This window comes from Polyangium sorediatum (assembly GCF_029946465.1).
GTDB classification, from domain to species: Bacteria; Myxococcota_A; Polyangia; order Polyangiales; family Polyangiaceae; genus Polyangium; species Polyangium fumosum.
The window spans coordinates 39503-54460 of sequence record NZ_JARZHI010000020.1; the positions used below are offsets into that span (position 1 = coordinate 39503).

Genomic DNA, 14958 nt, shown 5'->3' on the forward strand with positions numbered 1-14958 from the left:
TCCGCCGATACGCCCCCCGCCCCTACTTCCCCTGTCCCTCGATCCACACCTTGAGCTGCGCCCTCTCCTCATCCGTCATCGCCGTCACGTTCCCGAGCGGCATATCCCGGGTCACGCTCGTCCGCTGCACCACCTTCTCCGCCTTCGCGAGCACCTGCTCCGGGGTGTCCAGCATGAACCCCGACGGCGGCGCGACGAACGTCGGATGCGTCGGCTTTTGCGAATGACACGGCACGCAGCGCTTTTGCACGATCGCCATCGCCGTCGCCGTATCCACCGGGCCCACCACCACCGGCGGCGCGGGGCGCAGGAAGCTCAGCCCCATCGCACCTCCGAAGGCCGCCGCCACGGCCACGAGGAGCGATCTCTCTTTCCGATCGTACTTGAAGCTGATGTTCAGGTAATGGCGGATCGACACGCCGCCCGCCATGAGCAGCCACAGGATCAGCCAGGCGCGGTGGTGGTTGTACGCCAGCGCGAAATGGTTGCTGATCATCGCGAACGTGACCGGCAACGTGAAATAATTGTTGTGCTGCGACCGCCGCTTCGCTTCCTCGCCATGCCGCAAGTCGAGCTTCTCGCCGGCATTGAGCTGTTTTCGCATGGCGATGTGGTGGGGCACGATCGATGTCCACACGTTGAGCCCCATGCACGTTCCGAGCATCGCGCCCACGTGGATGTACGCGGCGCGCCCGCTGAAGACGTGTTGATACCCGTACGCCGCCACCGCGACGAACACGGCCATCACGGCCATCACCACGCGATTGTTTTCAATGAAGAAACAAAGCTCGTTGTAGAAAAACCAGCACGCGAGGATCGACGCGATGCTGATGCCAATGGCCGCCGTCGGGCCGATGTCGGCCACGCTCGGGTCGATGAGGTACGTCCGCGCGCCATACCAGTAGATCCCCGCGAGCAAGAGCGCCCCCGTGACGAGCGTCGTCTTCGCAGGCCAGGCGTGCACGAGCAGGCGCTCGGGGTGGGCGTTCGGCCAGTATTGCTCGTGATAGTAGAAGCTGCCGCCGTGGATCTCGTCGAGCGTGCCCCGGATGTTCTCCTTCAGCACCTTGCCCTTCGGCGGCCGTACGGACAGATCGAACCAATTGAAATAAAACGACGTGCCCACCCACGCGATGCCCGCCATCAGGTGGAGCCAGCGAAGCAGAATCGCGATCCAGTCCTGGAATACCGCCATCATCGTCCCGCTCCGCGCATCGGGTCCCCCTATACCCTGCCGACACGCGGGCGTCGACGCGTGCGCTCGGTCGAACAGCTTTCTCCGGCCGATCCGCGCTTTTCGGGCTAAACTCCCGCCGTGGCTCTCCGCTCGTTCCTGTCCCGGCGAGGCGCGGCCTGGGGGCTCGGCCTCACCGCCCTGGTCGCCCTCGGCTGCGCTGCCGTCACCACCGCCCCGCGCCTCGGCGCCGGCCCCACCCCCGCGCCCGCTTCCGCCGCGGCCGCGCCCACCTCCGCGGCCGCCGCCGTCCCCGCGGTCGCCACGTCCGCCGCCGCCGCCGCGTCCACGCCCGAGGAGAGCGTCGCCTTCGACCCGGATGCCGCCGTCCCCCTCCTCGACGACGCGCGCCTCGCCGCCGTCAAGGCCGCCGTCACCCGCGAGGCCTACGTCGAGGCCGTGAAGGAGCTCGACGCCGTCCTCGCCGCCGAGCCACGCCCGTCGAAGGACGACGAGCACGCCTTCCGGTACCAGCTCGGCCGGCTCCGCGCCCTCGCGGGGGATCCACTCGGCGCCGCGCGCGCCTACGGGGAGTCCGCTGCGATCGGAGGGCCCCTCGAAGGGTACGCCCGTTACCAGGCCGCGGACCACGCCCAGCGCGCGGGCGAGCACGCCGAGGCCCTCCGCCACCTCGACAAGGTCCCCGCCGATCTGCCCGTCGCCTCCGAGGTCGGCCTCCTCCGCGCCGACGCGCTGCTCGGCAAGGGCGACCTCGACGCGGCGCTGCCGCACTACCGCGCCTACCTCGGCAAGTCGGGGCACCCGCCGCGCTGGGTCGAGGTCTCGCTCAAGGTCGCCCGCGCCCTCTTGCAAAAGCCCTCCGAGGAGCACGCCGAGGAGGCCATCGGCTTTGCGCGACGGGTCCTCTACGAGGCGCCCTCGGGCGCGGGGAACGGCGAGGCGAAGGCGATCGAGACCGACGCCCTCGGCAGCTTGCCGTTCCCGCGCCGCAAGGCCTTCGAGACCCCGAGCCAGGACGACCTGCTCTCCCAGGCCAAGCGCCAGCTCGACGCCGGCCAGAGCCGCGAGGCGCTGCGCACGACCGACGGCCTCATCGCCGACGCCCGCGCCCAGGCCCCCGGCGACCTCGGCTGCGGCGCCTGGATGGTCCGCGCCGAGGCCCTCGCGCGGCTGAAGAAAAAGCCCGAGGCCGAAGGCGGCTTCGGCACCGCGATCGAGCGTTGCGCCGGCACGCCCCGCCGCGTCGAGGCCCTCTGGCACGGCGGCAAGGCCTCGGCCCGCAACGGCCAGCATGGAGAGGCCATCCGGCGCTACGGCCTGCTCGAACAGGAGTTCCCGACGCACAGGCTCGCCGACGACGCGCGCTTGAAGAGCGCCCACGCCGCGCGCGAGCTCGGTGACGAGGTGCGCTTCACGCAGATGCTCACGAAGATGCCCGACGACTACCCGCAGGGCGACATGACGACCGACGGCCTCTTCGAGCTCGCCCTCGCCCGCATGACGAAGCGCGACTGGGCCGGCGCCGTCGCGCCGCTCGAGCGCGCCCTCGGCCGCGCCCCGCGCGAGCGTGTCTACTACGCGGCCGGCCGCCTACCCTACTACCTCGGCCGCGCGCGGCTCGAGACGGGCGCGCTCGATCAAGGCAAGGAGCTGCTCGCCTCCGTCATCCGCGACTACCCGCTCTCGTTTTACATGTCGCTCGCCTACGCGCGGCTCGCGGACAAGGACCGCGCCGCGGCCGATCGCGCGCTCGACGAGGCGCTCGCGCGCGAAGGCGCGACGGCCCCCTCGCCGCCGCCGAAGAGCGCGGCGTTCGGCAAGACCGAGTTCCTCCGCGCCCTCGCGCTCGCGCGACAAGGCGAGTCGAGGCTCGCCCGCATCGAGCTCGATCGCCTCGGCGTTGGCGCCCGCACCGCGCCGCCCGAGGTGCTCTGGGCCTCCGCGCTCCTCTTCTCGCGCGCCGGCTCGCCGAAGGAGGCGCACCAGATCCTCCGCACCGCGACGAACACGATCCCAACGGGCCGCGCGGAGCTCACGGACTGGACCGACCACTACCCGGCGGGCAACTGGCGCTCGGCGTGGGAGATCGCCTTCCCGCGCCCGTACGCGCCCGTCGTCGCGGCCGAGGCGACCCGCAGCGGCATCCCCGAATCACTCGCCTACGCGATCATGCGCGAGGAGAGCGCCTTTGATCCGCGTGTCGTCTCCAGCGCGGCCGCGGTCGGCCTGATGCAGCTCATCGTGCCCACGGCGCAACGCATGGCGAAGCCGCTCAAGCTGAAGGGCGACGCGGAGTCCTTGAAGCGCCCCGAGATCAACATCGCGCTCGGCTGCCGTTACCTCTCGATCCTCCGCGCGAAGTTCCAGGACAACCCGCTGCTCGCGATCCCCGGGTACAACGCCGGCGGCGGGAAGCCGAAGGACTGGGTCGACGAGCGACCGAACGAGGATTTTGACCTCTGGGTCGAGCAGATCCCCTACGAGGAGACGCGGCTCTACACGAAGCGCGTGATGACGAGCATGAGCGCGTACGATTTCCTCTACGGCAAGGGAAAGTCCGGCGAGACGCTCGCGGCGCCGCTCTGGGCGAGCCCGGCGGCGCGCGGGAAGATGGCGGCCACGCCCTGAAGGGCGGGCTTCGTTGTCAACGAAAACCGGACGCGGGCCTCATTCGCCCTCGGGACGTCGCCATCGCAGGGTGAGCTGATCGTTCTCGCCTTTGAGACCACACGCGCGCATGGCCTCCGCGACGAACCCTGCGCTCTCGGCGCTGAAGACGGGCGACGCGGCGATACGAGGCCACCCCGGAGACGCGTGCAGCGGCGTGGTCGAGCAGAGGAGCTCGGTCACGTTCTGGAGGTCGTGGACGCACTCCTCGGGCTTGATGCCGCTCTGCGGGCCGTCGACGCCGATGGCGGTCGCGAACATGATCTTCATCTGGCTCCACTGCGCGCGCATCTCGTCCGTCATCTCGATGTCAGGCGGGAGCCCAGGCACGGGCTTCTCGATCTCGCGCAGGGGTTCGTCGCCGATGCGCATGTACAGGGAGTAATCGCCGATCACGACGGCCCAGCCCACCTCGAACGAGAACCACGCCAGGGAGGCGCTGCGCACGCTCGGGCTCAGCGCGTCCTTCGGGTTCGACGTCAGGAGCGCCTGCAACGCCGCCGCGTACTTGACCGCCAAGGCCTCGACCGCCCCGCGCTCGGGCTTCTTGCCGAGCCGGGAGTCCGGCGGCTGGAACGTCTCCCAGAGAGGATCCGGCGCATACCCGCGCACGCCGCGCAGGTGGATCACCCGCACGATGCGGCTGTAGTGATACCGGTCGATACGAAACTCCGGATATCCCTGCTCCGTGAATGTCCAGTGGAGCTGATCACAGGCTTCGTAGTGGATGTGTCCGTTGGGCACCGCGTCCGTCCTTTCGGGTCGGGGAACGGAGAGCATACGCGGAGCGCGGGGGAGCAGGATCGGGGGTGTGTCCTGGGAGCGTGCCCCGCGGACAGTTCTGGTAAGGTTCGCCCGGCATGACCACTCCGAGCCCGGCCGAGAAGCTCGTCGGCGCGACCCTCAACCGGCGCTTTCGGCTCGTGCGCCTGCTCGGCGAAGGCGGCATGGGCGCCGTCTACGAAGCCGACAGCGTGCAGGGCGAAGGCAAGCGCGCTGTAAAGCTCCTCCACGAGGAGTTCACCCGCATCCCCGAGGTCCGCGACCGCTTCCTCGCCGAGGTCACCGCCACGAAGAACCTCGTGCACCCGAACGTCGTGCCGATCCTCGAGTCGGCCGTCGCCGAGGACAGCTCGCCCTACCTCGTGATGGAGCTTCTGCGCGGCCAGTCGCTCGGCGACAAGCTCGACGGCGGCGTGATCGTGCCCGTGCCCGAGGCCTACCGCATCACGAGCCAGATCCTCGCCGCCCTCTCCGCCGCCCACGCGCAGCGCGTCGTCCACCGCGACCTCAAGCCGGACAACGTCTTCGTCGCCAAGGATCCGGGCGGCAACGAGGTCGTGAAGATCCTCGATTTCGGCATCGCGAAGGTCATGGATGCCGCGGGCGGCATGGGCAACAAGACCCGCACCGGCGCGCTCATCGGCACGCCCGGGTACATGAGCCCCGAGCAGATCCGGAGCGCGAAGAACGTCGACCCGCGCAGCGATCTCTGGGGCGTCGCGACGATCCTCTACCAGATGCTCACGGGCCAGCTCCCCTTCGAGGCCGACAACGACTTCACGCGCCTGACCGCCGTCATCGTCAGCCCCCCGACCCCGATCACGACCTACGCCCCGCAGCTCGAGCGCTTCACATCCTTCTTCGATCGCGCCCTGGAGAAGGACCCGAACAAGCGCTTCCAGAGCGCGGACGAGATGGCCCAGGTCCTCGCCGCCCTCGTGCGCGTCGAGGCGCCCGAGGTCGTGGTGAACAGCGGCTGGAACCCGCAACACGAGAGCGCCGCGACGCTCGCTTCGGCCGCCACGACCGCCATGCCCGCCGTCAGCGCGATGATGATCCCCACGGGCTCGACCCCGCCGCCCATGGCGCCCGTGTCGGGCTCGTTCGCCGTCGCCGACACCGATCCTGCGGCCTCGCCGCCGCGCCCCGGCGCGCCCGCGCCGGCCGCCGTGCTCTACCCGCCGCACCCCGCGGGCGGCACGCAGATGAGCGCGGAGCGGCACGGCCCGCCCATCCCTCGCATGCCGCCGCAGGTGGCCATCGTGCCCGCGCCGCCTCTGCCGCCGCCGCAGAAGAGCGTCGTGCCCGTGCCGATCGCCGCCGCGATCGCGCTCGGCACGTTGCTGCTCGGCATCCTGATCGGCTACCTCGCCGGAGGCTCGTGACGTGGCTCCGCTCCTGCTCACGGCCCGCTTCGGCGCGCTCCTCGTCAGCGCTGCCTCGCTGGTCGTGAGCCTCGCGAGCCCGCGCGGGGCCGCTGCCGCAGGCGAGGAAACGCCGCGTTTCATGGTCGTCGACCTGCACGCCGACGTCCCCTGGCAGGTCCACGGCAAGGGCCGCTCGCCCAAGCTCGTCGAGGGGCAAGCGCGTATCGAGGCGCTGCGAAAGGGCGGCTACGGCGGCGTCGTCCTGCCGATCTACATCTCCGACAAGATCAAGGGCGGCCCGAAGATCGACGACGCCGAGGCGATCTACCGCGCCGCCGTCTCGATCGTGGAAGCGAGCGCGATCTTCCTGCCCCTCGGCTCGCGCGCCGCCGAGCCCGATCGCATCAGCACGTTCCTCGCGATCGAAGGCGCGGGCGCGTTCGCGGAGGACCTCACCGCGATCGATCGTTTCATCGATCGCGGCGTCCGCCTCGTGAGCCTCGCGCACGCGCGGAACAACAAGCTCGCCTCGGCCGCGACCGGCGGCGGCGCGAAGTTTGGCCTGACGGATCTCGGCAAGGCGTTCGCCGCGCGCATCTACGACAAGGGCGCGCTCGTCGACGTCTCGCACCTCTCCGACGCGGGCTTCCGCGATCTCGTCCCGATCGCCGAGGCGCACGGCGCGCCCATCGTCGCGACGCACTCGAACGCGCGCGCTCTCTGCGACGTCCCGCGCAACCTCACGGACGAGCAGCTCCGCACGATCGGCCGCACGGGCGGCGTCGCGGGGCTGAACTTCCATTCGCCCTTCGTGAAGGCCGACGGCGCGGCCACGCTCGCGGATGTCGTGGCGCAGGCCGAGCACATGATCGCCGTCGCCGGCATCGATCACGTCGCGATCGGCAGCGACTTCGACGGCGACATCAAGCCGGCCGAGGGCATGGACGACGCGTCGCACCTGCCCGCGCTCGCCCGCGAGCTCGGCAAGCGGGGTCGCAAGGACGACGAGATCCTGAAGCTGTTTTCACTGAACGCGCTGCGCGTGCTCGGCTGGCGTCCTTCGAAACCGAAAGAATCGAAGGACGAGCCGAAGGCCTTGTGACCGAGAGTAAGAAAGGACCTTTCATGACCACCGAGCTCGACACCCGTTGCTTGAACACCTTCCCCGAGTGGCTGCGCACGCTCGCCGCCGACGCGGACGACATCGCGAAGCTGCTCGCCTCGACCTCGGCGCCCCTCTCGGCGCGGAGGTACGTGGCGGCGGGGCTCAACTACCTGTTCAAGTCGCTCGATCTCATCCCCGACGGCATCGAGGATCTCGGCTTCCTCGACGACGCGTTCGTCCTGCGTATCGCGGCCGCGCTCGCGCTCGACGAGAACCCGTCCGTGCGCGCCGAGGCCCCCGCGCTCACGCGGCTCGCGGCCGACAAGGCGCTCATCGTGGAGCTGCTCGGCAAGGACTACAATCGCCTCGAACGGTACGTCCGTGACCTGACCCGCGGCGCCGCGCGCGGCCGCACGGTCGACGAGATCGTCGAGGACGACGGGACGCGCACGGCCTTCCTGAACGAGGTGGCGGGCTGGGCGCAGAGCTACCAGGCGCCGAGCTTCTCCCGCGACGAGAAGAACATCGTCAAGCTCCAGTCCTTCCTCTCGGCCAAGCTCCCTGCCTGATGACGAGCCACGATCCCGCCCCGTTCGACCTCGTGCTGAAGGGCCGCCGCGTCGTGCTGCCGGACGGCGTGCGCGAAGCCGCGATCGCGATCGCCGGCGGCCGTATCGCCGCGGTGCTCGATCCCTCGGCCGCGCCCCGAGGCGTGCGCACGATCGACGCGGGCCACGCCGTGATCATGCCCGGCCTCGTCGACACGCACGCGCACGTCAACGAGCCGGGGCGCACCGAGTGGGAGGGCTTCGCGACGGCCACGCGCGCGTGCGCCGCGGGCGGCATCACGACGGTCGTCGACATGCCGCTGAACTCGATCCCCGTGACCACAACGCGCGCGGCGCTGGAGGAGAAGCGCCGCGCGTCGGCGGGGCAAACGTGGGTCGATCACGGCTTCTGGGGCGGCGTCGTGCCCGGCAACGAGCGCGAGCTCGAGCCCCTCGTCGAGGCCGGCGCGCTTGGCTTCAAGGCCTTCCTCGTGCACTCGGGCATCGACGATTTTCCGATGGCCGAGGAGGGCGACCTGCGCCGCGCGATGCCGATCCTCGCGCGCCTCGGCGTGCCCTTGCTCGTGCACGCGGAGCTCGAAGGCGACGCGCCCGCGGCCACGGGTGATCCACGAAGCTACGCGACGTACCTCGCCTCGCGTCCGCCTGCGTGGGAGGAGGCCGCCGTGCACCGGATGGTCGAGCTCTGCCGTACGTACGGCGGCCCCGTACACGTCGTGCACCTCTCGGCCGCGGGGGCGCTCGACGACGTGAACCGCGCGCGCGCCGAGGGCCTGCCGTTCTCGATCGAGACGTGCCCGCACTACCTCCTGCTCGCCGCCGAGGAGGTCCCCGAGGGCCACACCGAGTACAAGTGCGCGCCGCCGATCCGCGAGCGCGACAACCGCGAGCGGCTGTGGAAGGCGCTCGTCTCCGGCGCGATCGACCTCGTCGTCTCGGATCACTCGCCGTGCACGCCGCGGCTCAAGCTGCCGCAGGAAGGCGACTTCCTGCGCGCCTGGGGCGGGATCGCCTCGCTCCAGCTCGGTTTGTCGCTCATCTGGACCGAAGCCAGTAAGCGCGGCGCGACGCTCTCGGATCTCGCGCGGTGGATGTGCGAGGCGCCTGCGCGGCTCGCGGGCCTCTCGCACAAGAAGGGCCGCATCGCGCCCGGGCTCGACGCGGATTTCGTCGTATGGGATCCCGACGCCACGTTCGTCGTCGAGCCTTCGATCCTGCGGCATCGCCACCCGGTGACGCCCTACCTCGGGCGAACCCTGCGCGGCGAGGTGAAGATGACGATCCTTCGGGGTCAAACGGTGTACGAGGGCGGCGTCGTGCGTGACGAGCCCCTCGGCGTCCCGCTCCTGGGGCGTGGTGCGTAAGGAAGAGAGAGACGATGGCTGATTTCGAGACGAAGGTCGATCTCGCGTCGGAGCGCCTCGGCGGCGCGGCGATCTGGGCGACCGACGATTTCTTCGCGCCGAAGGAGAACCTGCTCAAGGCCGGCAAGGCCGTCTTCATCCCGGGCAAGTACACCGAGCAGGGCAAGTGGATGGACGGCTGGGAGTCGCGCCGCAGGCGCTCCGGCAGCGAGGACGCGTGTATCGTGCGCCTCGGCCTCGCAGGGCGGATCGCGGGCTTCGACGTCGACACGAGCCACTTCCTCGGCAACGCCCCGGCGAAGGTGTCCGTCGAGGCGACTTACGTGCCCGGCTACAAGGCGCTCGACGCGTTGCTCGGCGCGGACGTCGCGTGGACCGAGATCCTGCCGCCCTCCGCGGTCAAACCCGGCTCGCAGAACCTCTTTGCCCTCACGGACGGCGGCACGTTCTCGCACGTAAAACTCCGCATCTACCCCGACGGCGGCGTCGCGCGCCTGCGCGTCTACGGCGAGGTGAAGCCCGACTGGGCCTTGCTCCTCTCGGAGCACCGCGTCCTCGATCTCGCGGCCGTCGAGCACGGCGGCGTGGTCATCGGCGCGAGCGACGAGTTCTTCTCGGATCGGCGCAACCTGCTCTTGCCCGGCCCCTCGCGCGACATGGGCGACGGCTGGGAGAGCCGGCGGCGCCGCGGCCCCGGCCACGACTGGGCGATCGTCCGCCTCGGCCGCGCGGGCACGCTCGTGCGCACGGACATCGACACGACGCACTTCAAGGGCAACTACCCCGAGAGCTGCGCGCTCGAAGGATGTTTCCTCCGCGGAGAGGACACGCCCGAGGCGCTCGAAGCCGCCGCGTGGAAGGAGCTTTTGCCGCGCACGAAGCTCGAAGCGCACACGCGCCACGTCTTCTCGCTCCAGGCGAGCGAGCCCGTGAGCCACGTGCGGCTCCGCATCTTCCCCGACGGCGGCGTCGCGCGGCTGCGGCTCTACGGCGCGCCGATCACCGCGTGAGGAGACTGCTGTGGACGACTGCCGCGCCCTGAACGACCTGTCCGACGACGAAGCGCGCGCCGCGCTCACGCGCTGCTGCGGCAGCGCCCGCTGGGTCGATCGCATGCTCCAAGCGCGCCCTTTCCCGAGCCGCGGCGAGCTCTTCGAAGCGGCGTCGCGGCACTGGAACGCGCTCGACGTCGCCGACTGGGACGAGGCCTTCTCGCACCATCCCCGCATCGGCGATCCCGCGGCGGCCTCGAAGTCGACGGCCACGTGGGCCGCGAACGAACAAGCCGGCGCCGCGCGTTCGGCCGACGACGTGCGCGCGGCGATCGCCGAGGGAAACCGCGCCTACGAGGCGAAGTTCGGCCGCATCTACCTCGTCTGCGCCACGGGCAAGACGGGCGAGGAGCTGCTCGCGATCCTGCGCGCGCGGCTCGGCAACGACGCAGCCGAAGAGCTCCGCGTCGCCGTGGGCGAACAAGAAAAGATCACCCGTCTGCGCCTGGAGAAGATCCTCTCGCCATGAGCACGAGCCCCATCACCACACATGTCCTCGACACGAGCCGCGGCAGGCCCGCGGAGGGCGTCCCCGTCGTGCTCGAGCGACTCGAAGACAACGGCGCCTTCGTCGTGCTCGGGCGCGGCAAGACGGACGCGGACGGCCGCCTACGCGACCTCTTGCCGGCCGAGCCACGCCCGAAGCCGGGCACGTACCGCATCACCTTCGACACGAGCGTGTACTACGCGGCGCAAGGCACGACGGGGTTTTACCCGAGCGTGTCGATCACGTTCCTCCTCCGCGCGCCGGAGGAGCACCACCACGTGCCGCTTCTTTTGAACCCGTACGGTTTCTCGACCTACCGCGGGAGCTGACCCAGCACCCCTCCCCCGTGAGGGAGAGGGGTTGGGGGTGAGGGAATCGCTCAGCCCTTCCGCGCCGCGAGGATCTTCACGAACGAGCGCGTCGCGAAGTCGGCCGAGCCGAGGCCGGTCATCTGCTCGGCTTCTGCTTCCGTCAGCGCGCCGCAGGCGATCGCGCGAAGGAAGTAGTTCAGGAGCCCCTGCCCTGTCGCGGCGTCGTCGAACACGTCGCCGAGCAAGGTCGCCTGCGCGGCCTTGTCGAGGAACGCCTTCAAGCGCGCGCCTGCGGCTTCGAGACCCTCCAGGAAAAACGCGTAGACCGCGCCGTAGCGCGCCGGGAGCTGCGCCGGGTGCAGGTCCCAGCCCTGGTAGAAGCCCGTCACGAGCGAGTGCCGGATGTGATCGTGCGCGAGCCGCCAGGCCCGATGCACGACCGCGCGGTTCTCTGCGAGTTCAGCGGCCCCGAGCGCGGCGCCCTCCGCGGCGCGATGCGGCCCGATCGGCATCACGTTCGTCGCACCGTCGGAGAGCATCACGGTCGTGCCTGCGAGCGAGACCTTCATCACGTGTTTCGCGAAATCACACGCAGGATGCGCCATATACTGGTGCGCCGCCGTGATGCTGCATCCGGCCGTGTAGTCGTACGTCCCGAAGTGCGCGCCGGTGCAGCGCCCCTTCGCCAGCGCCATGAGGTGCGGCAACGCGACGCGCCCGTCCGGCAGGAAGATCGACTGCGTCGTCTCCACCATCACCTCGAACAGGAGCGACTTCGGCGGGAGCGCGAGCGCGGCTTCGAGCGCTTCGAGCAACCCGACGAGCGCCTCGACCTGCTCGGGCACCGTGATCTTCGGGAGCGTCACGACGAACCCCTCGGGCAGCCGTCCGCCCATCCGGGTCACGAGCGTCGTCACGAACAGGTCGAGCGTGCGCACGCTGCGCGCGCGGAGCTCCTCGTTCAGCGGCTTGATGCGGATGCCGACGAAGGGCGGCGCCGTCCCGCTCGCCACGGCCTCGGCGACCTGCTCCGCTGCCGCGACCGCGTGCCCGTCTTCCTCGGCGTCCGGGCGGTTGCCGTAACCGTCCTCGAAGTCGATGCGGAAGTCCTCCACGGGCTCACGCGCGAGCTTCTCGAGCACGCGCTGGTAGACGACCTGCGCGAGGATCGCCGACGTGCTCGTCGCCGCGGCGGCGAACGCGGCCGGACCGTCGGGCAAGTCGTTCGCGAACGAGAGGCCGAGCGCGCGAGCGAACGTCACGGGATCGGGCGCGTACGTGCGCATCACGTCGAGCGCGACCTCGCCGGATCGCTGACACGTGCGCGCCTTGAAGAGGTGCGCCCCGCCGTAGACCGTGTGCACCGGCTGCCTGCGCGAGGCCTCGCCGGGGAAGGCCGTACCGAAGTCGCGGTTCGCCTGGGCGAGCCGCGCGAGCGTTGCGTGGGGGAGGTTTTCCGGGGTCAGAGACGTCTTCACGGCGCCCATCCTACGACGAGATCCGCCGCAGGGAGATCACCGGCTTGTTCGCGTCGCGCGACTTGTCGAGATCGATCACGCCTTCGAGCGCCCAGCCGCTGCTCTCGCCTTCCTCGTCGATGAGGACCTGCGAGAACTCCCAGATGAACGGCCACTGGCGGATCTGCGTGTTCTCGGGGCTGCGCGCCTTCGGATCGACGCGGATCTCCGCGAACTCTTCCCAGAACGGCGCGAGCGTCTCGTCGAAGCGCCGCGGCGTCCAGTCCTCGCCGCCGGCCTCCACGAGCTCCGTCGCCTCGACGTAGTCCTTCCGCGCGAGCGCGCGCACCAGCGAGAAGAGCTCGTTCCGGATGAGCGCCACGAACGCGCGCGTGTCCGTGGTGATGTCGAACTGCTCTTCCTTCGGCTCGGGTTTGCCCTCGACGACCGCCATCACGCGGTCGGGGTTCTTCATCCGCTCCCACTCTTCGAGGAGCGAGCTGTCGACCTGCCGCACGATCGCGCCGAGGAAGATCTCCACGTCGTCGAGCTCGTCGGTCTTCTCGCGATCGGGCACCGTCTGCACGAGCGCCTTGTAGACGTCCGAGAGGTACCGGAGGAGCAGGCCCTCGCTCCGCTGCAGCTCGTACTCCTTCACGTAGTCCGAGAAGGACCAGAGGCCCTCGAACATCTCGCGCGCGATCGACTTCGGCCGGATGTTCTCGCGCCCGACCCAGGGGTGCTTCTTCGCGAACTCGTTGAAGCTCTCGTAGATGAAGTCCGCGTTCGGCTTCGGGTACTCCATCTTGTCGAGCTCCGCGACCCGGTCCTCGAACTCCATCCCGGCCGCTTTGAGCTCCAACATCTTCTCGCGCTTCAGCTTGTCGAGCTGCTTCATCAGGAGGAGCTCGGGGTTCTCCAGGATGCTCTCGACCAGCGTGAGCACCTCGAGCGCGTACGTCTCGCTCTCGCGGTCGAGCAGCTCCACCGTCTCCACGAGCCAGAGCCCGAGCGCGTGGTTGATGGTGAAGTCCTCTTGCAGGTCCATGTTCACCCGCACCCGCCGGTTCGTCTCGTCGCGCTCGGCGAGCGGCACGAGCTCGATCACGCCGCCGCGCACGAGCGAGCGGAACATCGAGAGCGCGGTCTTCTTGTGAATCCGGCGCTGCGCCGGGGTCTCGTGCACGTCGCTCAAGAGCGTCTTCATCGCGCGGCAGCCGTCGCCCTCGCGCCCGAGCACGTTGAGCAACATGCCGTGCGAGACGGAGAAGCGCGACACGAGCGGCTCGGGATCCCCCGCGATGAGCCGGTCGAACGTCGAGCGATCCCAGTGCACGTAGCCCTTCTCGGGCGGCTTCTTGCGCACGATACGCTTCTTCTTCACGGGATCGTTGCCGGCCTTCGCTTCGAGCCGGAGGTTCTCGATCGCGTGCTCGGGCGCCTGCGCCACGACGGTGCCTCGATCGTCGAAGCCCTTGCGCCCGGCGCGGCCCGAGATCTGCTGGAAGTCGCGCACGCTGAGGATCGCCGTCTTCTGGCCGTCGTACTTGCAGAGCTTCGTGAACAGCACCGTGCGGATCGGGATGTTCACGCCGACGCCGAGCGTGTCCGTCCCGCAGATCACCTTGAGCAGCCCCTTCTGCGCGAGCTTCTCCACGAGCAGCCGGTACTTCGGCAAGAGCCCCGCGTGGTGCAGCCCGATCCCGTGGCGCACGAAGCGGCTGAACTCCTTGCCGTAAGGGCTGTCGAGCCGCACGCCTTCGAGCGCCTTCGCGATCGCGCGCTTGTCGTCCTTCGACGCGTAGTCGAGGCTCATGAGGTTCTGCGCCTCCTCGGCCGCCGCGCGTTGCGTGAAGTTGACGATGTAGATCGGCGCCCGCCCCTTCTGGACGAGGTCGTGTACGGTCTCGTGCAGCGGCGTCTCGCGGTACTCGAAGTCGAGCGGGACGGGCCGCACGCGCGAGCGCACGAGCGCGGTCTCCTTGCCGTTCAGGTTCGTCAGGATCTTCGCGAACGCGTCCGCGCCGCCGAGCGTCGCGGACATGAGCAGGTACGTCGCCTGCGGCAGCGTCAAGAGCGGGACCTGCCACGCGACGCCGCGCTCGCGGTCCGCGTAGTAATGGAACTCGTCCATGATCACGTAATCGACATCCGCGCGCTCGCCCTCGCGCAGCGCGATGTTCGAGAGGATCTCGGCCGTGCAGCAGATGATCGGCGCGTCGCGGTTCACGGACGCGTCCCCCGTCATCATGCCGACGTTGTCCGGGCCGAAATCCCGGCAGAGCGCGAAGAACTTCTCGCTGACGAGCGCCTTGATCGGGCACGTGTAGAACGAGCGCTTGCCCTGCGACATCGCAAGGAAGTGCATCGCCGTGGCCACGAGCGATTTCCCCGAGCCCGTCGGCGTGTTGAGGATCACATTCTTGCCGCCGACGATCTCGAGCAGGGCCTCTTCCTGGGCCGGGTAGAGTTCGAGCTCCTTCTCGGCGACGTACTCGAGGAACCTGTCGAAGACGAGCGTAGGATCGGCGTCGTCCGGGGCGGGAAGGCGGCTTGCCAGGGGCGTAGGCACGGCGAGCGTCATGCCATAAAAGGGCTCCG

Annotated in this window: 12 protein-coding genes; 8 read left to right on the forward strand and 4 right to left on the reverse strand. The window is 69.8% G+C overall.

What is annotated here, in order from left to right; all coding sequences use genetic code 11:
- Positions 1 to 22: 22 nt before the first annotated feature.
- Positions 23 to 1198 carry a urate hydroxylase PuuD gene (locus tag QHF89_RS22635; protein WP_136968209.1) on the reverse strand — a complete coding sequence of 392 codons (1176 nt, stop codon included), beginning with the start codon at positions 1196 to 1198 and terminating at the stop codon, positions 23 to 25.
- A gap of 117 nt (positions 1199 to 1315) precedes the next feature.
- Between QHF89_RS22635 and QHF89_RS22640 the strand changes: the two genes are divergently transcribed.
- Complete coding sequence (locus QHF89_RS22640) at positions 1316 to 3823, forward strand: transglycosylase SLT domain-containing protein (RefSeq protein WP_284720806.1); 2508 nt, start codon at positions 1316 to 1318, stop codon at positions 3821 to 3823.
- A gap of 39 nt (positions 3824 to 3862) precedes the next feature.
- Here the strand turns inward: QHF89_RS22640 and QHF89_RS22645 are convergent, their stop codons facing one another.
- Positions 3863 to 4606: a hypothetical protein gene (locus QHF89_RS22645; protein WP_136968207.1), complete on the reverse strand. Its 744-nt coding sequence runs from the start codon at positions 4604 to 4606 to the stop codon at positions 3863 to 3865.
- A gap of 116 nt (positions 4607 to 4722) precedes the next feature.
- Between QHF89_RS22645 and QHF89_RS22650 the strand changes: the two genes are divergently transcribed.
- From QHF89_RS22650 to uraH, 7 genes are read left to right on the forward strand one after another with little or no spacing between them, the layout of a single operon-like run.
- Positions 4723 to 6030 carry a serine/threonine-protein kinase gene (locus tag QHF89_RS22650; RefSeq protein ID WP_136968206.1) on the forward strand — a complete coding sequence of 436 codons (1308 nt, stop codon included), beginning with the start codon at positions 4723 to 4725 and terminating at the stop codon, positions 6028 to 6030.
- A 1-nt stretch (position 6031) separates the two neighbouring features.
- Entirely contained in the window at positions 6032 to 7114 is a 1083-nt protein-coding gene (locus QHF89_RS22655) for a dipeptidase (protein WP_284720807.1), read from the forward strand.
- A 23-nt stretch (positions 7115 to 7137) separates the two neighbouring features.
- A complete protein-coding gene (locus QHF89_RS22660) occupies positions 7138 to 7686 on the forward strand; it encodes a DUF1232 domain-containing protein (RefSeq protein ID WP_136968205.1) in 549 nt (182 codons plus the stop codon).
- Positions 7686 to 9050, forward strand: coding sequence for an allantoinase AllB (gene allB / locus QHF89_RS22665; protein ID WP_136968204.1), 1365 nt, complete (start codon positions 7686 to 7688; stop codon positions 9048 to 9050). Before QHF89_RS22660 ends, allB begins: the two co-directional genes overlap by 1 nt.
- A 14-nt stretch (positions 9051 to 9064) precedes the next feature.
- Positions 9065 to 10060: an allantoicase gene (gene alc, locus QHF89_RS22670; RefSeq protein ID WP_136968203.1), complete on the forward strand. Its 996-nt coding sequence runs from the start codon at positions 9065 to 9067 to the stop codon at positions 10058 to 10060.
- Positions 10061 to 10070: 10 nt separating this feature from the next.
- A complete protein-coding gene (gene uraD / locus QHF89_RS22675) occupies positions 10071 to 10571 on the forward strand; it encodes a 2-oxo-4-hydroxy-4-carboxy-5-ureidoimidazoline decarboxylase (RefSeq protein WP_136968202.1) in 501 nt (166 codons plus the stop codon).
- The gene (uraH, locus tag QHF89_RS22680) at positions 10568 to 10918 is read left to right on the forward strand and encodes a hydroxyisourate hydrolase (RefSeq protein ID WP_136968201.1); all 351 of its coding nucleotides are present in this window, start codon (positions 10568 to 10570) and stop codon (positions 10916 to 10918) included. Before uraD ends, uraH begins: the two co-directional genes overlap by 4 nt.
- A gap of 50 nt (positions 10919 to 10968) precedes the next feature.
- Here uraH and QHF89_RS22685 read toward each other — a convergent pair whose 3' ends face one another.
- Together QHF89_RS22685 and QHF89_RS22690 are read right to left on the reverse strand one after the other, a co-directional pair.
- The gene (locus tag QHF89_RS22685) at positions 10969 to 12378 is read right to left on the reverse strand and encodes a DUF6986 family protein (protein ID WP_284720808.1); all 1410 of its coding nucleotides are present in this window, start codon (positions 12376 to 12378) and stop codon (positions 10969 to 10971) included.
- A gap of 10 nt (positions 12379 to 12388) precedes the next feature.
- Positions 12389 to 14941, reverse strand: coding sequence for a DEAD/DEAH box helicase (locus QHF89_RS22690; protein ID WP_136968199.1), 2553 nt, complete (start codon positions 14939 to 14941; stop codon positions 12389 to 12391).
- Positions 14942 to 14958 lie beyond the last annotated feature (17 nt).